20 protein-coding genes and 3 pseudogenes are annotated in these 23,684 nt (G+C 42.5%); 15 read left to right on the forward strand and 8 right to left on the reverse strand.

Annotated features, from left to right (window positions below; translation table 11 throughout):
• Positions 1–223: 223 nt before the first annotated feature.
• Positions 224–676 carry a hypothetical protein gene (locus V7L05_RS05890; protein ID WP_335162677.1) on the reverse strand — a complete coding sequence of 151 codons (453 nt, stop codon included), beginning with the start codon at positions 674–676 and terminating at the stop codon, positions 224–226.
• A 374-nt stretch (positions 677–1,050) separates the two neighbouring features.
• Between V7L05_RS05890 and cobS the strand changes: the two genes are divergently transcribed.
• Positions 1,051–1,824: an adenosylcobinamide-GDP ribazoletransferase gene (cobS, locus tag V7L05_RS05895; RefSeq protein ID WP_335162679.1), complete on the forward strand. Its 774-nt coding sequence runs from the start codon at positions 1,051–1,053 to the stop codon at positions 1,822–1,824.
• A 111-nt stretch (positions 1,825–1,935) separates the two neighbouring features.
• Here the strand turns inward: cobS and V7L05_RS05900 are convergent, their stop codons facing one another.
• The 3 genes from V7L05_RS05900 to V7L05_RS05910 form a co-directional block, all read right to left on the reverse strand.
• Entirely contained in the window at positions 1,936–2,391 is a 456-nt protein-coding gene (locus V7L05_RS05900; RefSeq protein ID WP_335162681.1) for a PPC domain-containing protein, read from the reverse strand.
• 86 nt (positions 2,392–2,477) lie between these two features.
• The gene (locus V7L05_RS05905; protein WP_335162683.1) at positions 2,478–3,155 is read right to left on the reverse strand and encodes a ComF family protein; all 678 of its coding nucleotides are present in this window, start codon (positions 3,153–3,155) and stop codon (positions 2,478–2,480) included.
• Positions 3,156–3,206: 51 nt separating this feature from the next.
• Complete coding sequence (locus V7L05_RS05910; protein ID WP_335162686.1) at positions 3,207–3,698, reverse strand: GNAT family N-acetyltransferase; 492 nt, start codon at positions 3,696–3,698, stop codon at positions 3,207–3,209.
• A 365-nt stretch (positions 3,699–4,063) separates the two neighbouring features.
• Here V7L05_RS05910 and V7L05_RS05915 point away from each other — a divergent pair, with 365 nt between their 5' ends.
• The 8 genes from V7L05_RS05915 (at position 4,064) to V7L05_RS05950 (ending at position 15,588) form a co-directional block, all read left to right on the forward strand.
• Positions 4,064–5,476, forward strand: a complete 1,413-nt coding sequence (locus V7L05_RS05915; RefSeq protein WP_335162688.1) for a transposase — start codon at positions 4,064–4,066, stop codon at positions 5,474–5,476.
• Positions 5,477–6,069: 593 nt separating this feature from the next.
• Positions 6,070–7,878: a cytochrome b5 domain-containing protein gene (locus tag V7L05_RS05920; protein ID WP_335162690.1), complete on the forward strand. Its 1,809-nt coding sequence runs from the start codon at positions 6,070–6,072 to the stop codon at positions 7,876–7,878.
• Between the two features lie 91 nt (positions 7,879–7,969).
• Positions 7,970–9,283, forward strand: a complete 1,314-nt coding sequence (locus V7L05_RS05925) for a type III polyketide synthase (protein ID WP_335162692.1) — start codon at positions 7,970–7,972, stop codon at positions 9,281–9,283.
• Positions 9,284–9,341: 58 nt separating this feature from the next.
• Positions 9,342–11,207, forward strand: coding sequence for an ATP-binding cassette domain-containing protein (locus V7L05_RS05930; protein WP_335162694.1), 1,866 nt, complete (start codon positions 9,342–9,344; stop codon positions 11,205–11,207).
• 274 nt (positions 11,208–11,481) lie between these two features.
• Entirely contained in the window at positions 11,482–11,679 is a 198-nt protein-coding gene (locus V7L05_RS05935; protein ID WP_335162696.1) for a hypothetical protein, read from the forward strand.
• 111 nt (positions 11,680–11,790) lie between these two features.
• Positions 11,791–13,377 carry an efflux RND transporter periplasmic adaptor subunit gene (locus V7L05_RS05940; RefSeq protein WP_335162798.1) on the forward strand — a complete coding sequence of 529 codons (1,587 nt, stop codon included), beginning with the start codon at positions 11,791–11,793 and terminating at the stop codon, positions 13,375–13,377.
• Between the two features lie 141 nt (positions 13,378–13,518).
• Positions 13,519–14,808: an ABC transporter permease gene (locus V7L05_RS05945; RefSeq protein WP_442937112.1), complete on the forward strand. Its 1,290-nt coding sequence runs from the start codon at positions 13,519–13,521 to the stop codon at positions 14,806–14,808.
• Between the two features lie 99 nt (positions 14,809–14,907).
• On the forward strand, positions 14,908–15,588 hold the full coding sequence (locus tag V7L05_RS05950; RefSeq protein ID WP_335162697.1) for an ABC transporter ATP-binding protein: 681 nt from the start codon (positions 14,908–14,910) through the stop codon (positions 15,586–15,588).
• Between the two features lie 103 nt (positions 15,589–15,691).
• Here the strand turns inward: V7L05_RS05950 and V7L05_RS05955 are convergent, their stop codons facing one another.
• From V7L05_RS05955 to V7L05_RS05965, 3 genes and pseudogenes are all read right to left on the reverse strand, one after another.
• The gene (locus tag V7L05_RS05955) at positions 15,692–15,922 is read right to left on the reverse strand and encodes a hypothetical protein (RefSeq protein WP_335162699.1); all 231 of its coding nucleotides are present in this window, start codon (positions 15,920–15,922) and stop codon (positions 15,692–15,694) included.
• A 364-nt stretch (positions 15,923–16,286) separates the two neighbouring features.
• The gene (locus tag V7L05_RS05960; protein ID WP_335162701.1) at positions 16,287–16,712 is read right to left on the reverse strand and encodes a GNAT family N-acetyltransferase; all 426 of its coding nucleotides are present in this window, start codon (positions 16,710–16,712) and stop codon (positions 16,287–16,289) included.
• Positions 16,713–16,826: 114 nt separating this feature from the next.
• Positions 16,827–17,679 (reverse strand): annotated as a pseudogene (locus V7L05_RS05965) (IS5 family transposase).
• A 55-nt stretch (positions 17,680–17,734) separates the two neighbouring features.
• On the opposite strand from V7L05_RS05965, the pseudogene V7L05_RS05970 reads away from it, so the two are divergent.
• The 6 genes and pseudogenes from V7L05_RS05970 to V7L05_RS05995 all read left to right on the forward strand — a co-directional run.
• A pseudogene (locus V7L05_RS05970) lies at positions 17,735–17,944 on the forward strand (IS1634 family transposase); the annotation flags it as partial.
• A 126-nt stretch (positions 17,945–18,070) separates the two neighbouring features.
• A pseudogene (locus V7L05_RS05975) lies at positions 18,071–18,503 on the forward strand (IS1634 family transposase); the annotation flags it as partial.
• Between the two features lie 92 nt (positions 18,504–18,595).
• Positions 18,596–18,775: a hypothetical protein gene (locus tag V7L05_RS05980; protein WP_335162706.1), complete on the forward strand. Its 180-nt coding sequence runs from the start codon at positions 18,596–18,598 to the stop codon at positions 18,773–18,775.
• Positions 18,760–18,933 (forward strand): hypothetical protein, encoded by a 174-nt coding sequence (locus tag V7L05_RS05985; protein ID WP_335162708.1) that lies wholly within the window; start codon positions 18,760–18,762, stop codon positions 18,931–18,933. The genes V7L05_RS05980 and V7L05_RS05985 overlap by 16 nt, the downstream gene beginning before the upstream one ends.
• Positions 18,934–18,996: 63 nt before the next feature.
• Entirely contained in the window at positions 18,997–21,696 is a 2,700-nt protein-coding gene (locus V7L05_RS05990; RefSeq protein ID WP_335162710.1) for a TonB-dependent siderophore receptor, read from the forward strand.
• A 355-nt stretch (positions 21,697–22,051) separates the two neighbouring features.
• Positions 22,052–22,267, forward strand: a complete 216-nt coding sequence (locus tag V7L05_RS05995) for a hypothetical protein (RefSeq protein ID WP_335162712.1) — start codon at positions 22,052–22,054, stop codon at positions 22,265–22,267.
• A gap of 47 nt (positions 22,268–22,314) precedes the next feature.
• On the opposite strand, the gene V7L05_RS06000 is transcribed toward V7L05_RS05995, so the two are convergent.
• Entirely contained in the window at positions 22,315–23,643 is a 1,329-nt protein-coding gene (locus V7L05_RS06000; RefSeq protein ID WP_335162714.1) for an efflux RND transporter periplasmic adaptor subunit, read from the reverse strand.
• Positions 23,644–23,684: the final 41 nt, after the last annotated feature.

Raw genomic sequence — 23,684 nt, forward strand, 5'->3', positions numbered from 1 at the left:
CATTTTGGATTTTAGATTTTAGATTTTGGATTGTGAAACCCTAATCAGTAAAGAGTTTCAGAAATCCATAACTAGCAGCCATAAAACCAAATGGTATTAGGGCAAAATTAATATTATTTGGCTAAATTATGGACAAACATCAAAATTGGTAATTGAGTTTTAGTCAACACTTAAGGACTCACTACTAACTTAGTTACCAACTTTACGAGTATATACTGTAATACTAGAAAGAATCACAACAGTCATCGTCAATTTCTGCATCCAACCTGGCTGAGAATACTTGCTCCATCATCGCTTCTATGGCGCTGAGATTGAAGTTTCGCTCTCGTCGCTCTTGTAAAGGGGTTGAGCGGGGAATCAACCGCAGACAAACTCCTTCTTGCATTAAATCGAAGTAGGTTTCTTGTTGCGACGACTGTTTTAGTTCCAAGTAATCAAAACTACAAACATTCAGATATAGCGCGTGGTTAGCCACTAAAGTAGACCTTTGCGGATTAGCAAAAACTTCCATCACATCCCCTTCACCCTCGCTCAGTACCTTATCTTCTTGGGTGTAGATGTAGTGGACTCGACCTAAATCTGCCAGCAATCGCCGGATGTCGATCTTATTCACAATGATGCCCGTGTTAATAATGCACGGAGCTGGTATCCTGATGTCGGGTAGATGGTGACTCATAGGAAAATAGCGATTGAGCTAACGAGAGTGGCAACATAGCTAAACTGTCATAATTGAATAGCTTGTTTACTCCCACATTTAAAAAAATATCAATTTTGTGGGGCAATCGTCTAACAAATTGGAGTAAGTTTTTGGTTAACGTATACAAAACACAAATTTTGATCCCTGATGGAATTTTAATTTCCTGAATCCTGGATTTTTTGTATAAGATAGCACTCTTATATCTGTCTATCACCTAGACCAGCATAACAAAATTTTCAGGGATAATTTCTAATAGAAGTAAATCTTATCTAAAGCTTTAAAGTCTGGTCATGTCGGTTGTACCGAAATTATGACTATTATCCAGCAATTAACCAAATATTAATGTAATCCTGATGACGAAACAGCAACAGTGGTGGAAAAAGCTGTTGTTAAAGCTAGCAGCTAGTATTATATTTTACACTGTTATTCCACTCCCGTATTTGAACGGATTGGATTTTCGAGGAGTAGCACATCTTGCTTCGCTTGTAGGGTTGGTGATTGGGGGAATTTTAGGGTTACTAGATACGGGCATGAATTATATTGGTATACCAGTTTTAACTCGTAGTGCTTTGGTAGTAAGTGTTTGGATTGCCATGACTGGAGGACTGCACTTAGATGGGGCAATGGATACTGCCGATGGTTTGGCAGTGGGCGACCCAAATCGGCGACTGGAGGTGATGACAGATAGTGCTACGGGTGCATTTGGGGCAATGGCAGCGATCGCCTTGGTGATACTGAAAATAACAGCTTTAACGGATATGCCAGAAAACCGTTGGTTATTGCTGATGGCTGCTTGTGGCTGGGGACGCTGGGGGCAACAGCTGGCGATCGCGCGATATCCTTATCTGAAACCAACTGGTAAAGGTGCATTTCACAAACAAGCCATTCGTTCTTACAAAGATTTGTTACCAGGATTGTTGTTGTTGTTTAGTTTGAGTGGTTTACTTTGGCTGATAGATCAACAGCAGCTATTTCTTGCAGTGGGAATGATTGTTGCTGGGAGTGCGATCGCTACTTTAACTGGTGCATGGTTCAACCACAAATTAGGCGGACACACTGGAGATACCTACGGCGCAGTCGTTGAGTGGACTGAAGCCTTATTTCTCTGCGTGCTGACCGTTTTTTAAGATGAGGGGGATGAGGGGGATGAGGGGGATGAGGGGGATGAGGGAGATGAGGAAAATAACCCATGCCCCATGCCCAATGCCCCATGCCCAATGCCCCATGCCCAATGCCCTTCATTTAATCGGCTGCAACTTTGTCACTTTGAGTTTAAAAGCCCCAACCCCAGTTTCCCCAAAAGACCGGACACGAATAACATAATTCCCTGTCTCTACAATGCGAGTAAATAGTAGGGAATTGCTAGTACCATCAGGACCATCATCATTTTCTGCCACAGTCGAACCATCAGGTGCCAGCAGTGTGATGATGGTGTCAAAGTTTTCAGATGACAGGTCAACTGCTAAATTATCGCCCTTCGCTAACCTCACTGTGTAATCACGGGCAAACCCACCTTGACCTGTGGGAATGTCTTTGTCTGTGAGGGTATCATTAATTTCAGTACTGTTAGATAAAGGGATTGGACTATACAACTTATTTTGAGCAAAAGCTGCACTTGTACTTATACCGATTGTCAGCAATGTGGCAGGAATGATGATGAGTTGTTTTAAACCCACCGCAAAAACTTTATTCATACATTTCAAACAATTTTTCCACAAAAATAGGGTAATTTGGTCAATTTCTGCACTTATCTGTCAAAGCTTGCCCATTAATTCTTAATTTATCCCTCTTTGACCGTAGTGGCTACTGCTACTAATCCTAAGACTACAATTCCATGCTGACGAAGTGTTTGCACAGCAGACCTGGCAGTAGCACCAGTAGTATAAATATCGTCCACTAACAGCACTGGGACATTTGGAGGACGATCGCGAAATTCTTGGCCAACAGCAAAAGCTTTATCCAAGTTTTTTTCTCGTTTCGATAGAGACAAACCAAACTGCGCTTCAGTTTCTCGCACTCTTGCTAAACCGTTTAGTTTCAATTTTAATCCAGTGATTTCGCAGAAGCTTTGTGCTATCAGTGCGGCTTGATTGTATTTACGTTGCTTTTGCTTGCTAGCGTGGAGTGGGATCGGAACTACCACAGGCTGGCTATCTCGCCTCGGTGAATTTAACAACCATGCTTCTCCTAACCATTGACCCAAAGGACGAGCTATTTGGGGTTGATTTTCGTATTTCATCGCCGCGATCGCTCGTTTCACCGGGCCACCATACTCCCCCCAACCAAACACTGGTATAGTCTCTTGCCATAAAGAAATCGGGTCTTGACGTTGACATTTTTGCAGTTGTCTGGTGCAGTTGTGACAGAATTCTTGGGAAGTTGCGCGTTGACATAGGGGGCAATGGGATTGGAGAAAAAGATTGAGTAAACCTGTGAGATTTTTAGTCCAAGCGTGCATTTAGAATTGTCCTTTGTCCTTTGTCATTTGTCCTTAGCTAGTAACTCTTGACTAATGACCATTGACCAATGACTTAACATACACGCGATCGCACCTTGTAGTTTCGACTCCCGTTGCTGGAGTGTAGCCGTTACTTTCATACAGCTTGACTGCTTCCACCAAAACGCTGGCGGTTTCAATCCAAATTTGCCCAAATCCACGCTGTGCGATCGCGGCTTCTAGCTGTTGTAACAAATATTTCCCTAATCCCAAACCCCTGATGCTCGGCAAAAGATACATTTTGCGGATTTCTACAGCTTTTTTGCCACGGTGTATCGGGTAGTAAGCTCCAGTACCTACTAACTGGCTTTGGTGTTCAATTACCCAAAACTCTCCCCCAGTCGCTAAATAATATTCCTCTACTCGCAGTACATCTCGGTCAGCGCCCTTTGGTTCCCAACCCAGACCGTATTCTGATAATACATAACTGATGACTTCGGCGGCTCTAGTGCGATCGCTTTCCACCCAATCACGAATTATAAAATCTTGATAATAGTTTTTCATTACCATTTGCTGGTCAAGTTTACACAAAAAATTTTTCCGCATCTATATCCCAATTTACCCAGCAAATAGCAATTCTTGCAGAGTCGATTTCAGGCGGTACTCTCAAGGCGATCTCTACGGTGGTAACAGAGTCTCTTCTACTGACTTTGCCTGCCCGTAGCTCTGCCGAAGGGTACTGAGCGCAGCCGAAGTAGCAAAATCGAACTATGCCGAAGTGCTGGCTGTTCGGTGACGCTAAATATGTGTCAATAAGCAGTTATTAATCCGACTATAGGACTCTAGGACTAGCCCTTTCAAGGTGTTGTGTAATGGACTAATTTGTAGTTTGGTTAAGAGAGGTGAAAATCTCAGGGTGGAGAAAAGAAATGTTGCTAGGGCAGGTGTTTGAGCGGTTTGTAAAAGAGAGTCCAGTATCAGTGATGGTTCGGGGGCTTTTAGAGAAAGCACTATGTCCCCAAACCCTGGATGAACTATTTGAACGGAGTGCAAAAACTCAGTACACCCGTGAGTTATTGTTTTCCACAGTAGTAAATTTAATGAGCCTTGTCGTCAGTGGAGTTCACCCATCAGTACATGCAGCCCACCAAGCATCCTCAGAAGAAATAAGTGTTTCAGTGACCTCGATCTACAACAAAATAAATGGCATTGAACCGATTATCAGTGCGGAGTTAGTCAGAGAAGTTGCAGGACAAATGGAAGCGACGATTCGGCATCTCAACGCTACAGTGCCTGATTTGCTACCAGGTTATCGAGTCAAGATTCTTGATGGGAACGCGATCGCTGCGACTGAACACCGTCTCAAAGCGTTACGCGACATTAGTAGCGCCCCATTGCCGGGCCAATCCTTAGTCGTACTTGACCCGAGTTTGATGCTAGCAGTGGACGTATTTCCTTGTGAAGATGGTCATGCTCAGGAGCGTTCTCTATTTGACGAGGTACTACCAACTGTTGAAGAAGATGACGTTTGGATTGCAGACCGTAATTTTTGCACACTCAAGTTTTTATTCGGTGTTGCTACTCACAAAGGCTACTTTATTATTCGACAGCATCAAACTATGCCTTGGCAAGCAACTGATGATTTCCGGCTAGTAGGTCAAAGCGATAGTGGTACTGTATTTGAGCAAAACATCATTTTGAGTGCCGATGATGGTCAACTGTTAAAGGCACGTCGTGTGAAGGTTTGCTTAGAGCAGCCTAATCGTGACGGGGACAGAGAAATTTTTCTTGTCACTAATTTCTTGTCTGATAGCGTGGCCGGCGCGGGTACTCGCGCAACGGTCATAGATGCACTTTTGATAGCCCAACTGTACCGCAAACGTTGGAAACTCGAAACCTTGTTTCAAGTCCTGACAGAAAATCTCTGCTGCGAGATTAATACGCTAGGCTATCCAAAAGCTGCTTTGTTTACCTTTTGCGTGGCTTTAGTTGCTTATAACGTCCTGTCTACCGTTAAGGCAGCCCTCAGAAGTGTTCATGGAACCGAAAAGATAGAAGCCGAAATTTCTAGCTACTATTTAGCCGACGAAATCAGGGGTACTTACCGGGGGATGATGATTGCGATTCCCTCTGAAGAATGGCGTGTTTTTCACAACATGACCTTCATAGAATTATCGCAAATTCTCAAACATCTGGCAGGTCTTGCCAAGCTGAGAGCTTTTCGCCGCCACCCAAGAGGTCCAAAGATTGCTCAACCAAAACGAACTTATCTTAAGAACAAGCCCCATGTCTCAACTGCTAAGATTCTAGCCCAGAAAACACAGAACATTAACACACCTTGAAAGGGCTAGACTCTAGGACTTACGTATTGACAAGAAATACCAAATATGTATAAGGTGAAAAATCACATCTTTCGTAGGGGTAAAGCATGCTTTACCCCTACAGCATCGTCTATTTACGATCAAAGGATAATAAGAAAAGCCTGAAACAACCTATTTTTGTTAACGCAGATCACGATTAATTTGTACAGTGCGTAAGTCCTAGACTCCTATTTGATTTTTGAAAAAACTCCGTACAACTCGAAAGGGCTGATTCCCCATTCCCTACTCCCCACTCCCTACTCCCTGCCTAACACATTTAACACTCAAATTTAGATGCGGTTATCCTGTGTATCATCATGTATGCAAGATTGCAGAAAACTGTATTGTAATTCAATGAGTAATATTGCAAAAATTAGCCATGTTCTGCAAAAAGCGGTCAAAAGTAACTATCGATATTTTACCCTACTGAGTTCCCCAGGTTAAATAAGAGCTTTCAAACTTAATTTCTGTGTTTGCTTGCATCCGGGCTAGATGCATGCATAAGTTTAGATTTTTTCTCAAGTTTAGATTTGATACATCAAGTGATGAAAAACTGCACTCACGCTTCAGAAAGGATGCGTCATGAGCAGGATAAACACATTCAAAAATATTCAGGAGTCTCAGGTATTATGAATGCAATAGTACAGGCTTTTAAGCACATACAAATCTTCAGACATCGGGAGAAAAATCAAAAGCTTTCCGAGTTTGTTCTTGCTCATGATGCAAGCATTGCTGAAGATATTAGCCGTGTCAAGAACCAGGAAAAACCACAACTACCTGCTGATGCAATGCCTGCGGAGGTCACTGAGCCAAGCCGAAGTGCGGGCTACGCCTACGCCAAAGAGCCTCCAGCTATTATGCCTAATGTCAATAGCGAGGAAAAGCCACAACTACCTCCTGGTGAAATTGGCAAAGAGCCTCCAGCTATTATGCCTAATGTCAACAGCGAGGAAAAACCACAACGACCTCCTGGTGAAATTGGGAAAGAGCCTCCACCTAATTTGCCTAATATATGGATTTACGACGGCGAAGTATACGATCTATCCGACTTTATCAAGCGGCATCCCGGCGGTGAGTTCTTCATTGGACGTATGAAGAATAGAGATATCACGACACTGGTTAATATTTTTCATCCTAATCCCGAAAAGTCCAAAAGAGTCCTCAAGAAATATGCTTTGGGACGAGAAGCTAGACCTGAAGACGTTCATCCCAAATACAATGCTCCACCATTCTTGTTTCGTGAAGGATTTGATGGTTGGAGAGATACACCGAAGTTTAACTTCCAAAACAAAGAGCAACTGCTGAATCGAATTAAAACAAGGCTAAACGAGCCAAAAATGAAAAAAAAGATTGAGCAAATGGACTTCATTTTTGATGTGGTAACAATCATTTTGCTCATTGTCTATATCCTTGTGCAAGTGCTGCGGTTAAATTTCATGCAGTATATGCCAATTTATCTCTTTGTTCCCCTCATGGCGGCTCTCAGAATCTCGCTCACAGGTGCGGGTCACTATTTAATCCATCGCGCACAAGTTCGCCTCAATAAAGTATTCGCACATATTTTTGATATCAGCTACGTTCCAATGGCTTTTGTCGTAACCGATGGTCATACTTTAATGCATCATCCATTTACTCAGAGTCAAGTTGATATCAAGAGAAATGTTTTCACAGCCATGCTGGAACTTCCTCGTTACTATCGAATTCCGGTTCATACTGTACATAAACTTGGTCACGTTCTCACTGGTATGTTCGTGCGACTTATTGAGATATGTGCATTAGGAATAAAGTTTGGTGTAAAAGATATGTATGGCTCTTGGCAACGAGGTTTTCCCCATTATGTCGGCACCTTTGGTATGCGGGTAATTCTTGTTGGCGAGTTGATTTTGTTTTGGATGCATGGCGACCTTGGAGCTTGGCTTGCACAATTTGTTCTAACTCTATGGATCAGTACCTTCATGATTGTCGCTAGTCACGATTTTGAAGAAGAAGAAGCCGATCCGTCAGAAGATTGGGCAGTATCCCAAATTAGAAACTCCTATGATTTGACTATGATTGGCAACAAGTACATTGACTGCTTTCTATCAGCAGGTCTTAGTCCACATCGTGTACACCATGTGCTTCCATACCAAAAAAGTGGTTTTGCAAATATTATCAGCGAAGATATCGTCCGAGAAGAGGCAGAGAAATTTAACGTTGTCTGGTCAAAACCAAAGAACTTCTTCTTTGATCGTCTGCCAATCTTGGTAAAACATTACTTGTTAGGCCCATCAAGAACGGCAAAAGAAAATAACTTTGGATTGTTGAAAGAACACTTTCACCCACAAGAATTAATCAGATCGGTGAAATATGTTATCCAAGGTTTTCTTGGTATCGGTTCAATCTAATAATCAACACAGTTGCTATTAATAGTAACTGTGTTGTTAGAATCCTAAAATTGATCAGACAAATTGCAACCAGGAAAAGGATAAAAACTGTATGAATCCCAAAAAGACTCTAGCAATACACAACAAAAGAGATAGTTTACCTGCTGTTCAGCTAACCGAAATTAAAGATAAATATAGCTCTTCTGAACTTGGTACGATTAAGTTAAAGCAGTTTTTACCGATCATTGAGAGTATAGCAACTGGTACCCCCAACAATATCGTTCGACAATCTGACGCGGCTGGATTAGTTGCGAAGATTCCTAGCTTAGAGCAAAATCGATGCCGGATCGATAAGCTTTATAAAAATACTCGAATTGATACAAGACACCTGGCCGTCAACTTATTATCCGATGAAGCGATCGCTCACAACTACAGTAAGACTATTCAATCTCGAATGCAGATGTATCAAGAGTTTGCTGTACCCCTAGCGGAACGGGTTGCTAAAAAAGCACTCTTAACTGCCTCTGAAAGTATGGAGACTAGCAATCATTTGTACTCAGATATGAACATCAAAGATCATATCCGCCTGATTGTTTTTGTATCGAGTACAGGCTTCATAGCACCGGGAATAGATACAGAATTGATTAAAAGCCTTGGACTCAGGCGAGACACAGCTCGAGTAACAGTGAATTTTATGGGTTGTGCAGCCGCAATGAATGGACTGCGTGTTGCTTGCGATCATGTCCGAGCTAATCCCACACACAAAGTCCTTTTAGTATGCCTTGAACTAAGTTCAATCAATGCAGTGTTTGAAGATGAAATGAATGATGTTGTTATTCATAGCATTTTTGGCGATGGGTGTGCCGCAGTAGTTATCGGAGCTTGTCAACCAGAGCAAGCAATCGGTCAAGGTAAAGTCATCATTAGAGATCACCTAAGTTATCTTGTTGAAAATACCGAAGACGGCATCGTTCTTGGCATAAAAGATAATGGGATTACTTGTCAGCTTTCGCGTCAGTTGCCTGACTATATTAAGACTGGTGTTAATCCAATTATCGAACGTTTTTTAGCAAGCCATAAGCTTACTAAAAAGAGTATCGATCTTTGGGCTGTTCATCCTGGTGGCACACGCATTATTCAGAATTCACAGGATTCTTTGGGACTCAGTGATAGTCAAGTTGCTGATAGTTGGGAGATACTTCGTCAGTATGGCAATATGCTTAGTCCCTCAGTACTATTTGTCATGGAACGTATGCTGTTTAGAAGTGAAAATAATTCTCCTGCTGCTGACAAAGAATACGTAGGGTTAGACAACCCAAATAAAAATTGGAAAGATGCAACTGAACAAACGAAAGCATTAACTGGAATTGCCTTTTCATTTTCACCAGGAGTTGGAGTAGAAGGAATTCTATTTCAAAAAGTTTAAAAGAACCATCCTGATATTATAAGCACCACAGTTTTGAGCAATCTAAAAGGACATAAGCATGAGATTTATTCGATTTCTTTGGGAAATATCATGGCGGAGTATCTTGATTGCAACTATCACAGGCTTAATTAGCGGTGGTAGTAATGCGATGCTGATTTCACTCATAAATCGGGCTGTCAGTCAAGCATCACTTCCCAATGCACTGTTATATTTTGCGGCATTAGGTCTTTGTACTCTCTTTACAAGTACTATCGCGCAATTCATGCTGATTAATCTCTCGCAAAATGCAATTTACCAATTGCGAGTTAGGTTAGGTCAAAATATCTTATCTTCACCTTTAGAACATCTAGAAAGACTTGGAGAAAATCGTTTACTTGCAATACTAACTGATGATGTTCGAGTCCTTTCACACGCTGTATCTGCAATTCCTAGTATCTGTATCGATCTCGCTACTGTTCTGGGATGTTTATTCTACTTGTCTTTGATTTCAAACATTATATTTGCATTGACAATCGCCACATCTGCTGTTGCTATGTGGTGTGTCCAAACCAGACTCGGCAAAGCACAGAATTTGTTCTCCATAGCACGTCAAGAGGAGGATAACTTATTCAAGCATTTTCAAGCTATCACTAGAGGAACTAAAGAACTAAAACTGCACAGAACCAGACGAGAAGATTTTTCCTCTAAGAACCTGCAAGGTAGTGCCACAAAACTGCGTCAGAAAAATACTACCGCAATGCAAAGTTTTGCGATCGCTAATGGGTTAGGGCAATTTTCACAGCTTTCTAGTTTAGGCTTGATTCTTTTCATATTGCCCTGGTTTCTTCATATCCCAATCCCAATGCTGTCAACCTATGTTCTCACTACTACCTATCTATCCCTTCCACTCCAGAATCTATTACGCAGATTACCCGATCTCTTGCAAGGTAATGTTGCGTTGCAGAAAATTAACATGATGAAGCTTTCATTAACAAACCAAGCAGAAGTTGACACAACAATGAACTCCTACAGCGTCAAACAACCTAGTCAAATTGAACTGAAACTTGAACTCGATCGCGTCAGCTATATATATCACCCCAATAGTGATGAGAGAGAGTTTCTCTTCGGGCCAAACAGTCCATCTTTGCCCCCAAAACATAAATCGGGACAAAAACGTAAGCCCAGAGATATCCATCCGCCTCGTGGCAATGAGAGAGAGTTTCTCTTCGGGCCAAATAGTCCATCTTTACCGCCGGGACATCAGCCCAGAGATATGCATTCCCCTGCTGACGATGAAAAGGGGTTTCTCCTAGGCCCAATTAGTCTAACTTTGCAGCCGGGACAAATAACATATATTGTGGGTGGCAATGGTAGTGGCAAGTCAACGCTAGCTAAATTGATTACGGGATTGTATCCACCGAAAAATGGGTCAATTTATCTCGATGGAGTACTGATTACAGAGGAAAACCGGGAATGGTATCGCCAGCATTTCTCTGCCATCTTCTCTGATTTTTACCTTTTCGACAGCTGTTTGGGATTCAATCATCGGGGTCTTGATCAAGAAGTTGAAAGTTATCTGAAGCAATTGCACTTAGACCATAAAGTTAAAGTGAGAGATGGTGTTTTATCAACAACTAACCTATCCCAAGGGCAGAGAAAGCGCCTCGCATTGCTAACAGCTTATCTAGAAGATCGCCCTATTTATTTATTCGATGAATGGGCATCTGACCAAGAGCCACACTTTCGAGACGTCTTTTATAGGCAAAGTCTTGTCAAACTCAAGGAGCGTGGGAAAGTAGTTATAGTAATCACCCATGATGACCGTTACTTTCACCTCGCAGACCAAATTATTAAGCTCGATTATGGTAAGGTTCAACCTGACTATGCTCCGACAAATAGCCACCTAACTTCAGGCAGGCTTGATGAAATAAAATCATCGGATTAACAATTTCAAACTTTTGGATTTAAGAGAGTTGTACCATTTTTTTATGAGGCTGCCACAAACCCTTTTAATTTCTTTCTTTGCGTCCTTTGCGTCCTTTGCGGTTCGTTTCTCTTTCTTGTACTTAAACATGGTTTAGCACATCTTCATAAAGGATTGGTATTACATCAGAGTAATATTACCCGACTGACTCTGAAACTATGTGTTGATATTGCGGGTTTCAAACCCTTAGATTTGCGATAATTTATGTCGGAATTATATCAACTAGGTAAAAAATATGAGCGCCAATGAACAGGAAACCAATCATAGAATTCGTGATGAAATGACTCAAATTCAAATTGATTTAGAGAGAGCCTTAAAAAATATCCTTGAACAAGCTGGGAGCAAAATTAAACCAGATAAACAAGAGGAATTTAAGAAAGAGATTGAAGGTACTAAGCAAATTATTGAACGTTTCAAGAGTAAGTATGCTTGAAAGATTCTAGGAAATAATTGTGTGGGAAAAGCCATTACAAATCTCAGCTACTTATGGTTACATAAACTCAGCCAAACAGAGGCGGGTCTGGTTTTTATTCAAGGAGTGAACATGGCATTTAATCCTCTCGAAAAAGTCAATTACCCGAATCTACCCAAGCTAACTGACTCCACATCTTCACTCCCACCCATAAAGAAACAAAGGATAACAAAATGGTTAGTTGGATTTCTCTCCCTATTCCTACTTGTGGGTGTTAGTTATCTTGTTCATCACCAGCTTGTTAAACAACAACAGCAAGCAAATCTACGCTTGGCGGTGGTGCCTTTAAAACGGACAAACTTTTCTATGACTGTCTCAGCCAATGGGACTGTTAAACCTGAGCGGTCAATCAACCTTAGTCCCAAAACGGCAGGTACTTTGAAAAGGCTGTTAGTTAAGGAAGGTGATTATGTCAAAGAAAAGCAGGTGTTGGCTTATATGGATGATTCCAATTTGCAGGGACAATTAACCCAAGAGCAGGGGAGACTGGCACAAGCAAAGGCAAATCTACGCAAACTCATAACAGGCAATCGCCCTCAAGATATTGCTCAGGCGCAGGCCAAACTGGAGGAACTAAAAGCAAAATTACGCAAACTCATCACAGGTAATCGCTTTCAGGATATTGCTCAAGCGCAAGCCCGCTTGGAGAGATATCAAGCTACTTTGAGCCAAGCAAAAGACGACTTTCAGCGCAATCAGAAACTTCACGATGCTGGAGCAATTTCTCGGCAAGCCTTAAACCAAAAACGTGCAGACTTTGACAGCGCCCAAGCCCAAGTAGCGGAAGCGCAACAAGCACTATCTCTGCAAAAAGCCGGAACCCGTCAAGAAGATATTGACCAAGCCCGTGCAGAAGTAAAGCAGCAACAACAAGCACTATCTCTGCAAAAAGCCGGAACCCGTCAAGAAGATATTGACCAAGCTCGTGCAGAGGTGATATCTGCTAGCGGAGCGTTACAAAACATCCAAACCCAGATTGATGATACACTGATTCGCGCACCCTTTGATGGGGTTGTCATTCGCAAGTATGCCGACCCAGGTGCCTTTGTCACGCCAATGACGGCAGGTAGTTCGGTTTCTTCTGCAACCTCATCATCGATTCTGGCATTAGCTGATACAAATCAGGTGGTGGCAAATATCTCGGAAAGCAACATTTCTGAAATTCGTGTCAATCAACAGGTGGTAATTAAGGCTGATGCTTACCCCGGAAAAACATTTGCGGGACGAGTATCACAAATCGCGGCTCAGGCAACAGTAGAGCAAAATGTTACTAGCTTTGAAGTGAAAGTTGCTCTGTTCTCAGATTCTAAGAAGTTGTTGCGCTCTGGAATGAATGTATCTCTAGAGTTCAATGTTGGTCAGTTGCAAAACGCCTTGACTGTACCAACGATCGCAGTCACACGTCAACAAAAGGTGACAGGTGTTTTTGTGGCGCGTAAAAATCAACCACCCGTATTTACTCCCATTACAACTGGAGCCACAGTTAATAATCGTACTCAAGTAAAGGCTGGACTAAACGGCACAGAAAAGATATTGATTAGCTTCCCGCCCCAACCTCAAAATCAATCTGGTATTTCTTTTCCAGGTTTACCAGGAAGCTCTCAAGCGGGCAGTTCTCAACAAGAACCTCCACCTGGTGGCGCTCCTCCCGCTCATTAGGGACTTCCAAATAAAAAAATATCCCAAAACTGACGCAAAAACCCACTCTATTTCTCCTCTCTCTGTGTTCTCTGCGTCTCTGTGGTTCGTTTATTTGGATAATTTATTTCTTGGAAATCCCTTAATTCAAGGTACAAAAAAATGGCTATTTCCTTTCGCTTACCTCGCAGAATAGCAACTTCTCGTCGTGCCCATACTGTATCATTAATCGAAATCTTATCAATGGCAATGGAGGCACTATGGCGCAATAAACTCCGCACCGGCTTGACGATGTTGGGTGTAATTATTGGCATTGCTTCTGTAATTGCAATTACCTCCGTTGGACAGGGTGTACAAAAAGCGACAGAACAGCAAATTCAGTCCTTAGGAACTGATGTTTTGCAGGTTTTTGCAGGTGCCGCCCGTTCTGGTGGTATCAGTCAAGGGATGGGTTCTAGTTCAACACTCACTTGGGAGGATGCCAAAGCTATCCAGGAAGAAGCTCCGGCTGCTAAAGTCGTTTCTGCTTACCTCCAGCGTCCGGGACAGATCGTTTATGAGAAGTTGAATAATTCCACCAACATTGTCGGAACCGATTTGAACTATCCTGAAGCCAGAAACACTTCCCTTACACAAGGCAGGTTTTTTACCCAGGAAGAAATGGACAGCGCTAAATCAGTGGTTATTCTGGGGCCGACAGTGCGGGATGAACTATTTGGCACTGGTAAAAATCCGGTCGGTGAACAGATTCGGATTCAACGTAACATTTACGAAGTCATTGGCGTATTTGAAAATAAAGGTTCAGAAGGCCCGATGGATCGGGACGATCAAGTTTTCATTCCCCTAACTAATATGTCAAGTCGAATCGTGGGGAATAATGCTTTAAAAGGTTTTGCTATCAATGGCATTTATGTAAAACTAGCCAATCAAGAACAGTCAGCAACGGCTCAATTTCAGGTTGTCAATCTTCTACGTCTGCGTCACAATCTTAACTCATCTCAATCTGATGATTTTAGCATTAGAAATCAGACAGATGTTGTTAATACCTTCACAACTGTGGTGGGCTTGTTTACGATGATGGTAGTAGCGATCGCTAGTATTTCTCTGTTAGTGGGAGGCATTGGCATCGCTAATATTATGCTGGTTTCCGTTGTTGAGCGAACACGAGAGATTGGCATTCGCAAAGCCGTTGGCGCAACTAATTCCGCCATTTTGAATCAGTTTTTAGCCGAATCCGTTGTGATTTCTACCGCCGGAGGCGGCATTGGTATGGGCATTGGCATTGGCATTGCCTTTGGCGCTGCCATGATTTTCCATTTTCCCTTTGTCGTCTCTGTGTGGTCAGTTGTGTGTGGGTTTGGATTATCGTTCATTGTCGGCTTGCTAGCTGGGGTGATTCCGGCTCGGAATGCCGCTCAGTTAGACCCAATTGCCGCCTTACGGAGTGATTAACAAGTTCCGTGGGTACATTACAGTCCCCCGCAACTATCAAGACGTTCGGCGAACGTTGCAAAACTGAATTACGAATTACGAATTACGAATTATTTTGATATGGCAACCATGATCTGGATGCAGGCGATTACCAAAACTTATCGCCTGGGTGAAGTGACAGTACCCGTGTTGAAGCGGATTGATTTAGCAATTGAGCAAGGAGAGTATGTTGCCATTATGGGCACATCTGGTTCAGGAAAGTCTACACTGATGAACATTATTGGCTGCCTAGATCGTCCAACCGCCGGAAACTACGTTTTAGAGGGCAGAAACTTGACTACTTTCGGCAATGACGAACTGGCGCATATCCGCAATCAGCGCATTGGCTTTATATTTCAGCAATTCAATCTGTTACCAGGTGCCACCGCGCTTCAGAATGTCATGCTGCCGATGATTTACGCCAATGTGCCGAAGCAAAAACGCCGCCAGCAGGCAATTCAAGCACTGACACGGGTGGGATTAGCCGATCGCTTGTGCAATTTTCCCAGCCAACTTTCTGGAGGACAACAACAAAGAGTAGCGATCGCTCGATCGCTAGTTAACCGACCCGCACTGATGCTAGCAGATGAACCAACGGGCGCGTTAGATACTGAAACATCCCAGCAGTTAATGAATTCATTCACCGAACTCAACCAACAAGGCATGACGATCATGATTGTCACCCACGATCCGGCGATCGCTGCCCAAACAAAACGAGTGATTCGAGTTCAAGATGGTTTAATTCAGAACTATCAATCCTGAGTTTTGCCCCGGTGTTGAATTTGGGTATCTAGCCAATTTAAAACTTGTTGATTTGGTTGTTTGGCAACAAGTTCGAAAATCAGGCAAGTATCAAGGAGGTAGATCATGGGATGAAGGCATCGCGGGGTAAGTTGCGATCTCGGCTCAGGTCTACTAATTCTTCGGTGAGTTCAGCCAGGGGAGATTGACGGAAGAACTCTGAAAGTTTGGTGGGTTGCTCTAGGTGGGTGGTGTTATTGTGTATAGTCAAGCTTTGGGCCAGGAGTTGGATAATATACAGTTTATCGTTGGGTGAAAGCTGAAGGAGTTGTTGTTCGAGTTCTTGGATAACCATGATCGAGTTTAAGTCGAGAATAGTTTTATTTTACTTTTAGGGTCAGGTTCATCACTCCCGGTTCGCCCATTTTTTTGGGAGATAGAAAAAAGCCTACTCAGGAGTAAAAGATTGACCACCAAGTTGAGTGTAAATAGTAGTCGGGAACCCAAGCGAAACAAGAATACGCTGCTGTAATAGTGAAAGAGCAGTCAAATAGGCATAACATTGAACATATACCTACTGTGCGTTTTTGGGAATATCTCGCTCCCTATACTTCTGACTCCCTATTTTTCCTAACTCCTCAAAAAATGGGCTAACCGGGAGTTTTTAATTTGAGTTCCATAAATATTTCGGCTATTTCATTGTCATTATATTTATTAATTTATTGAAATCCATATTTTTCAAAAATCTTTCTGGCTACAATAGATTTTCTCATCGTATCCAATCTTAATATATGTAATTCGTTTTTGTTGGCATTCAATAATAAATGTTCCATTAATAATGTACCTATTCCTTTACCCTGATATGAAGGTAAAACAAAGTACCTTTTAATCTCTCCTATTTTATCTATTTTGTTTAATATCTTTAATCCAATACTTCCAATTACTATGGCATTTTTCCTCATAATCCAGAAATTTCCCCCTTGAATTTGGTAGATATTTTCAATATTCCTTATATCCGATTGTAAGCCAGTTGGCTCAAATTTATATCCTCTGTACGAATACATTATTTCCAAAAATTCTTCCAAACTAGCCTGGAATTCGGAACTGTATGAGATTAATTCCATTTGTTCAAAAGGAGTTGTCATGGGTTACGTTGTAGAAGAATTTAACCTAAGTCAGTCACATCACGGCTTCTAGTTTTACTAGGGGATAAATCAACTTTACTAGGGCTATTTTCTAAATTACTAGGGCTGATCTTGTTATCCCCTAGGGCGTGTTTTCAAACTATAACCACAAAATAATGGAGCGATCGTAATCATAGCTGTATAATTTGCTGCAAGTTTTTCATATCGGGTGGCAATGCGGCGGAATTGTTTGAGTCGGTTGATAGCTCTCTCAACAATGTTGCGTTGTCGATAGATTTCACGGTTAAACGAACCGCGACGTGGTTCATTCGAGAGTCGTGGAATTGTCAAACGGATACCGCGACGACGTAAATAATTGCGTATTCGACGACCTGTGTAACCTTTATCTCCGACTAATCTAAAAGGGCGAATGCGTGGGCGACCCCGACCAGAACGCTTGACTGCTCCTTGTTCCATCAAAATTTCTGTGAAAAATCGACTCGTTACGCTGACCTGGAGTAAGAATAAAAGTTATTGGTTTGCCTTGACCCTCGCAACGTATGTGTATTTTTGTACTAAATCCACTCGCGTGTTCGTCCTAGAGCTTCGTCTTCATCGCCCCTTTTTTTCCACCTGCGGCGTGTTGGTGGGCGCGTACAACTGTTCCATCGACATAATGAATCTCCCAATCAAGCATTCCTTGCTGATCAGCGTAGGCGCAGCCCGCCGCAGGCATCGCTTGAAGCTGTTCTAAGATTTGATTCCAAACCCCAGCTTTTTGCCATCGATAAAACCGTGTAGCCACGCTTTCCCATTTTCCATAGCGTTCTGGCGGGTCTCGCCACGGTGCCCCAGTTCTGAGTATCCATAGGATGCCATTGACAACCAAGCGGTGGTCATGATTTGGTTTACCAGTTTGGGGTTTTTGGGGTGGAAGTAACGGTTTTAACTTCTCCCACTGTTCGTTACTTAACTCGCCTCGATTCATTAACACACTATGCCTGCGATCGCCTATTTTTTAGGATACAACCAGTTTGAAAACACGCCCTAGTGGTTTATTTCAAATTGATATTCAAACCAAACGAGTCCAAAAAGTGAAACGACGATATCTCGAACGAGCATCTCAAACAGTAGAAGAAATTTCGTTCTACCCAGATTTTAAAATCGATGAAGATGCAGTTTCACGAGAAATTCAACTATTAGGCTGGCGAGTATATGTTACCAATCAAAATCAGGCTCAACTTTCTTTAAGTAAGTAGACACAATTAAACTGAACTACGTGAACTTATGTAAAGTACCAGAAATGCTTGCAATATAGGCTTTTAAGCGATTTACACTTCTTAATCTAGTTGTGCTTTTTAACGCCCACCTACTTAAAGCAAGCTGTTCGTACCTATAGAGATGAATATTTAACCGAGCGAGGATTTGCCCGACTTAAAGGCTTTCCTCTATCGTTGACACCGATTTATTTACAACGTGAAGACCATGTTACTGGTTTGATTCGATTACTTTCAATTGGGAAAGCGAGTGTTGACCCTTTTAGAATTTCAGGTTCGTCGCCATCTGGAGAAAAATCAAGAAAAGCTTGCTGGACTTTATGTTGGCAATCCTAAACGAGAAACTGCACGTCCCACTGCTGAACTTGTTCTTGCGGCATTTAAAGAAATTACGCTGCTGTTGATTGAGGTGAAAAATGAAGTTTATGCCCATTTGACTGCTCTTTCACCATTACAGCAGCGTATTCTTGTTTCGCTTGGGTTCCCGACTACTATTTACACTCAACTTGGTGGTCAATCTTTTACTCCTGAGTAGGCTTTTTTCTATCTCCCAAAAAAATGGGCGAACCGGGAGTCATCAGTCAAAAGTTAAAAAAATTGTATTTTGTAGCTCTTGCGCCATTTTGAATGGGTGGAGAACAAGCAAATCCACTACCAGGATATCAACTCAGAATAGTCGATAGGACTTGTTTGGCTGCCACAGACCATCGTTTGGAGGCAATTCGTCGATTTGCAGCTAAAGCTTTACCAGGAAAAGTAATAGTAGTCTCAGACCCACTATCGATACAGGAATGCCTACGGCGGTAAACTACGCAGTTAATCAAGGTGGACGCAGAGCAGGTGCTGTCACCGTGAGTCTGGATGTTTGGCATTTGGACTTACCCGAATTTTTGGAAATGCAAACCGACCGAATTTTAATAAAAGATATTCTTAATAACCTAGAACATATAAAGTATAAATATTGAGAATTTAACTAAATCTTGCCCGCTTGATTACAGCAGACGGGCAAAAGGCGTGTGGGTGAACAGATGAAGCTAAGGCTATTACTTCAATTTTTCTTACTTACAGGCTCTTTTTGGAGCTTGTTGACACATTTTGCTAATGCAGAAGAGAGACAGATATCTAGTCACACCAATAGTACAATTGCAAATATTAATCAACAATCAAGCTTATTGAGTGCAGGACAGCCCATTGAGCCCACTAGAGAGATTCGGCAACTGAGTGAAGTCAATCTGCCGCTCAAGAGTGCAGATACACTTGTGCAGTCACCAACACTAAACTCACCGCCTGCAAATGAAATCATCGAAGTGACATCGGTCAAGGCCAATGGCACAGATAAAGGTGTGGAAGTGATTTTAGTCACTTCCAAAGGTCAGCAGTTGCAAGTATCGAATCGCAATGAGGGAAATAGTTTTATTGCTGATATCCCTAACGCACAACTACGTCTACCCAATGGTGATGCATTCACATTCCGCTCCCAAAAACCTGTTGTTGGGATTAGTGAAATAACAGTTAGTAATCAAGATAGTAATACTATCCGACTGACGGTTACAGGTGAAACGGGTGTGCCAGTTGTAGAGTTATTTGATAGTGATGAAGGCTTGATATTCGGATTGAGACCTGTTACATCTTCGGCACAAATGCCACCCACTCCACCACAACCAGAAAATCAAACCCCATCAGAGAAACCATCGGGACAAACTGATGAACCGATTGAACTGGTAGTGACAGGTGAGCAAGACGGTTATCGTGTCCCCGATGCTACCTCTGCAACCAGAACTGATACCCCAATCCGGGATATTCCGGCATCTATTCAAGTAATTCCCCAACAGGTGATTAAAGACCAGCAAGTTACTCGCTTGGATGAGGCACTTCGTAATGTGAGTGGTGTCACATTTGCGGGAAATAATGACAATCGAGGTATTCGGTTTAGTTTGCGAGGGTTTGGCGCACAGGCATATTCAGGTAGTGTTCCTGTATTGCGAGATGGCTTTAGGGTATATGGAAGTCAGGGGTTTCCAGAACTTTCCAATTTGGAGCGTGTTGAAGTTCTCAAAGGGCCAGCTTCTATTCTCTACGGCGAGATTGATCCAGGGGGTGTAGTTAACCTAGTTTCCAAGCAACCACTAGCTGAACCATTTTATGAAGCTGAACTGCAAGTAGGTAGTCAACCATTTGTGCGTCCTCGCTTTGATATTTCCGGCCCATTAACAACCGATGGTAAGGTTCTTTATCGACTGAATGCTTTGTACCAATATAGTGAGAGCTTTCGGAACTACGACAACAATCTCGACCACTTCTCCATAGCACCGGTTGTTACCTGGAAAATAGGCGAGCGCACTAATTTAACTTTCAACTTGGAATACACCAAAGATACAGGGCCTGCCGACTTTGGTATCGTTGCCTCGAACAACGGAATTGTTGATGTTCCTCGTAGCCGCGTCAGTAATAATCCTAACGACACTATCGAGAATACTTACCTCAGCGTTGGTTACAATTTAGAGCATAAATTTAGCGACAATTGGACAATCCGCAACGCCTTTCGGTATATGTCTTACAGCTACGATTACAGTCCTTTAGCACTGCCTTTAAATTTTGATGCCACAACAGGATTATTGACTCGTTTCTTTGCTGACCAAGACGACACCATAAAAGATTACTCACTTCAGACGAATGTAGTTGGAAAATTAACTACAGGTTCCATTAAGCATACTCTTGTGGTAGGTGTTGACCTTAATAATAGTGACGAGAGCGGTACGACTAAGTTTAATTTTGGTACCCCGGATACTATTAATATTTTCAATCCTGTTTATGGCCCTGAACCCGATCCGAGTACATTAGCTGTTTTGAGTGACACTAGTACCAACACCAAGAGACTCGGTGTCTACGCACAAGATCAGATAACGCTACTCGATAACTTGTTTTTACTAGCAGGATTTCGCTATGACACCGTAGAGCAGACAGTAACTGATAATACAAATGGTAGCGAGCAATCGCAAAGCAATGATGCCATATCACCTCGATTCGGAATTCTTTATCGAGTGATCCCAGAATTTTCACTCTACGCTAGCTATTCGCGATCGTTCAATCCCAACACAGGAACAACAGCAAGTGGTTCTCCTCTAGAACCTGAAACAGGAGAAGGTTACGAAGTGGGTGTGAAAGCAGATTTGCTGAGAAGCAAACTCTTTGCAACTTTGTCATACTTTGATATAAAAAAGCAAAATGTTGCTGTTGCCGATCCCGCTAATTTTGGCTCCTCTCTTGCTACCGGCGAACAACAAAGCCGAGGGGTAGAACTGGATATTACTGGGGAAATTTTACCCGGATGGAATATCATTGCCTCCTATGCGTACACGGATGCTGAAGTTACAAAAGACACAAATCTCAATTCCGTTGGCAGCAGATTACCAGGTATTCCCAGGCACAGCGCAGGTTTGTGGACAACTTATGAAATTCAAGCTGGCAATTTGCAGGGGTTAGGCTTTGGACTGGGATTTAACTATGTAGGCGAACGAGAGGGTGGATTACCAAATACTTTTCAAGCTGATAGTTACTTTGTCACCAATGCAGGACTGTTTTATCGCCGCAATAATTGGCGATTTGGTTTGAATTTTAAGAATCTGTTCGATGTCAATTACATTGGAACCGTTAGTGATAACCCAGTCAGAGGCAATGATTTCGGCGAACCATTTACTGTGATTGGTTCGGTAACATTTCAATTTTGATTGAAAGCTCTCATGAATTAACAATTAGTAATTACGTTACGGATGGGGGATTTAGACCCCACCTGTAACGGTACGACAGAGGTCTCTTACTCTTAAATGGCACGCTTATTCCTTGGCGTAGCCTAAGAAGAGAAGAGGCTGTCCTGACTTTTCACGGTATCTGGAAAACCTCTCTCTAAATCTCTCTCCTAAGAGGAGAGAGACTTTAAATTTTCCCCCTTCCCGCGTCGGGAAGGGGGTTAGGGGGTTAGGTGTTTCGTAGCTTTTCCACATAACGTGAAAAGTCAGAGAGCTGTCCTATTGATTTAATTATGAATTACGAATTACGAATTAGTAATTATTGTTGAGGTTAGCCATGAAATTCCGTAATTTGGTGTTAAAGCTGCATAGTTCTATTGGCATTGTGATGGGATTGCTACTAATGGTGATTAGTTTTAGTGGTGCCAGCATCGTTTTCCATGAAGAACTCCTCTATATGCTCATCGGCTTAATGCCCACCGTTTTATTAATCACTGGCATGATACACTTGGCAACGCAGGCGATGCCAACGCTGATGGCAAAACAAGGCTAGCTATTCTGAGCAAAGGCGGAGCTTTCTAAAGCTTGGCTCCTAAATTCTTAACCAGGATCTGCAATCTGGCTCCCTTCTTTAATTTCCTCTGTTGGATGGAGAATGACCATTTCTCCTTCCTTCAACCCACCTTTGATGGCAGCTTCAAAATTATTGCGCTGGTCAATCTCAACTACACGTGTTTTTGCTCTACCCTTTTCTACCACAAAGGTACACCAAGACTGCTGACAGCGAAAAAGGGCGCTCAGAGGAACGGTGAGAACATTTTCTCCTTGCCAAACCACAATTCTTGTTTCTACACGGTAGTTGTCACCCAAGGGCACTGAAGAATCTACAAAGTCACCGATGATGTTAACCCGTTGTTCTTCAACGCCAAGAGCAGAAACCTTAGTAAATGCTGAAGGCTCAATTTTTCGTACTGTTGCTTCTAAAGTTTTGTCACCGCCCCAACGTTCAATTAAGATTTTCGTTCCTGGCTTTACCTTGACAGCATCGCTAGAAAGGATGTCAGCTACCAATTCTAGTTTTGAGGGATTACCTAACTCTAACAAAGGAGTTCCAGCCTCCACGTATCGGGCACTCTCTTGCAGTACTCGCAGAACACTTCCATCTGAAGGAGAGCGGATATCGCTACGAGCAGCATTATCAGCTAGATTAGCAAGTTCAGCTTTGACACTGGCAATCCGGGCATCATAGACATTGAATAGGTAGTCGGGATCGCGCTGCTGTGCGCGTAACAGATCAAAGGATTTTCTGGCAGCTACTACCTCAGCAGCAGCACTTTCAACCTGGCGTTGTTGTGCCTCTAATTCTCTAAGGCGGGTGGTTTGCAATAACTGGGCACTTTCGAGATTTTGACGGGAAATTGCACCATCTTCTACTAATTTCTGGGCACGGAGGCGATCGCGTTCTGCCTGTTCAAGTGCCGCCTTGGCTTGCTGAACCATTGCCTGAGTCTGATTTTCTGCTGCTTTAGCTGCTTCGATCTTCGCTTGGGCTTGTGACAATGCTTCTTGTTTTGGTCGTTGAATTACGATCCCTGAACGTTGTGCTTGTAACTCCTTGAGATTTGCTTGGGCTGTTTTTAACTGAGTGTCTAGAGGTAAAGGGTCAATGTGACCAACCACTGCACCACGCTTAACAGTATCACCTTCCTTGAGTTGGATACGAGCTAATCTACCTGCTACAGTATTTGAAATCACGAAGCGGGAACGGATACGGGTTTTAGCTTCCGCATCGACAGTAACTAGCAAAGAAGCGCGTTTAACCTGTTTGATCTCAACCCGAATTGGGTTTGGGCGCAATGCTAGGAATGTCAGTGTAATTAGTCCTAGCCCACTGATTATATAAATGATCCGCTTAGGTAAATGCTTCATAAAACAAATTAACAGTTACAAGTTACTAAGTAGCCGCCATC

Source organism: Nostoc sp. (assembly GCF_036917755.1).
In the GTDB taxonomy this organism is placed as follows: domain Bacteria; phylum Cyanobacteriota; class Cyanobacteriia; order Cyanobacteriales; family Nostocaceae; genus Nostoc.

What these genes read in the sequence shown, in the direction of transcription:
- V7L05_RS05960 (WP_335162701.1), bottom strand. Translation starts at nt 16,712, where the DNA reads ATGACAACTCCTTTTGAACAAATGGAATTAATCTCATACAGTTCCGAA.
- V7L05_RS05935 (WP_335162696.1), top strand. Translation starts at nt 11,482, where the DNA reads ATGAGCGCCAATGAACAGGAAACCAATCATAGAATTCGTGATGAAATG.
- cobS (WP_335162679.1), top strand. Translation starts at nt 1,051, where the DNA reads ATGACGAAACAGCAACAGTGGTGGAAAAAGCTGTTGTTAAAGCTAGCA.
- V7L05_RS05995 (WP_335162712.1), top strand. Translation starts at nt 22,052, where the DNA reads ATGAAATTCCGTAATTTGGTGTTAAAGCTGCATAGTTCTATTGGCATT.
- V7L05_RS05905 (WP_335162683.1), bottom strand. Translation starts at nt 3,155, where the DNA reads ATGCACGCTTGGACTAAAAATCTCACAGGTTTACTCAATCTTTTTCTC.
- V7L05_RS05940 (WP_335162798.1), top strand. Translation starts at nt 11,791, where the DNA reads ATGGCATTTAATCCTCTCGAAAAAGTCAATTACCCGAATCTACCCAAG.
- V7L05_RS05980 (WP_335162706.1), top strand. Translation starts at nt 18,596, where the DNA reads ATGGGTGGAGAACAAGCAAATCCACTACCAGGATATCAACTCAGAATA.
- V7L05_RS05910 (WP_335162686.1), bottom strand. Translation starts at nt 3,698, where the DNA reads ATGAAAAACTATTATCAAGATTTTATAATTCGTGATTGGGTGGAAAGC.
- V7L05_RS05950 (WP_335162697.1), top strand. Translation starts at nt 14,908, where the DNA reads ATGGCAACCATGATCTGGATGCAGGCGATTACCAAAACTTATCGCCTG.
- V7L05_RS05890 (WP_335162677.1), bottom strand. Translation starts at nt 676, where the DNA reads ATGAGTCACCATCTACCCGACATCAGGATACCAGCTCCGTGCATTATT.
- V7L05_RS05900 (WP_335162681.1), bottom strand. Translation starts at nt 2,391, where the DNA reads ATGAATAAAGTTTTTGCGGTGGGTTTAAAACAACTCATCATCATTCCT.
- V7L05_RS05915 (WP_335162688.1), top strand. Translation starts at nt 4,064, where the DNA reads ATGTTGCTAGGGCAGGTGTTTGAGCGGTTTGTAAAAGAGAGTCCAGTA.
- V7L05_RS05990 (WP_335162710.1), top strand. Translation starts at nt 18,997, where the DNA reads ATGAAGCTAAGGCTATTACTTCAATTTTTCTTACTTACAGGCTCTTTT.
- V7L05_RS05945 (WP_442937112.1), top strand. Translation starts at nt 13,519, where the DNA reads ATGGCTATTTCCTTTCGCTTACCTCGCAGAATAGCAACTTCTCGTCGT.
- V7L05_RS05920 (WP_335162690.1), top strand. Translation starts at nt 6,070, where the DNA reads ATGCGTCATGAGCAGGATAAACACATTCAAAAATATTCAGGAGTCTCA.
- V7L05_RS06000 (WP_335162714.1), bottom strand. Translation starts at nt 23,643, where the DNA reads ATGAAGCATTTACCTAAGCGGATCATTTATATAATCAGTGGGCTAGGA.
- V7L05_RS05930 (WP_335162694.1), top strand. Translation starts at nt 9,342, where the DNA reads ATGAGATTTATTCGATTTCTTTGGGAAATATCATGGCGGAGTATCTTG.
- V7L05_RS05955 (WP_335162699.1), bottom strand. Translation starts at nt 15,922, where the DNA reads ATGGTTATCCAAGAACTCGAACAACAACTCCTTCAGCTTTCACCCAAC.
- V7L05_RS05925 (WP_335162692.1), top strand. Translation starts at nt 7,970, where the DNA reads ATGAATCCCAAAAAGACTCTAGCAATACACAACAAAAGAGATAGTTTA.
- V7L05_RS05985 (WP_335162708.1), top strand. Translation starts at nt 18,760, where the DNA reads ATGCCTACGGCGGTAAACTACGCAGTTAATCAAGGTGGACGCAGAGCA.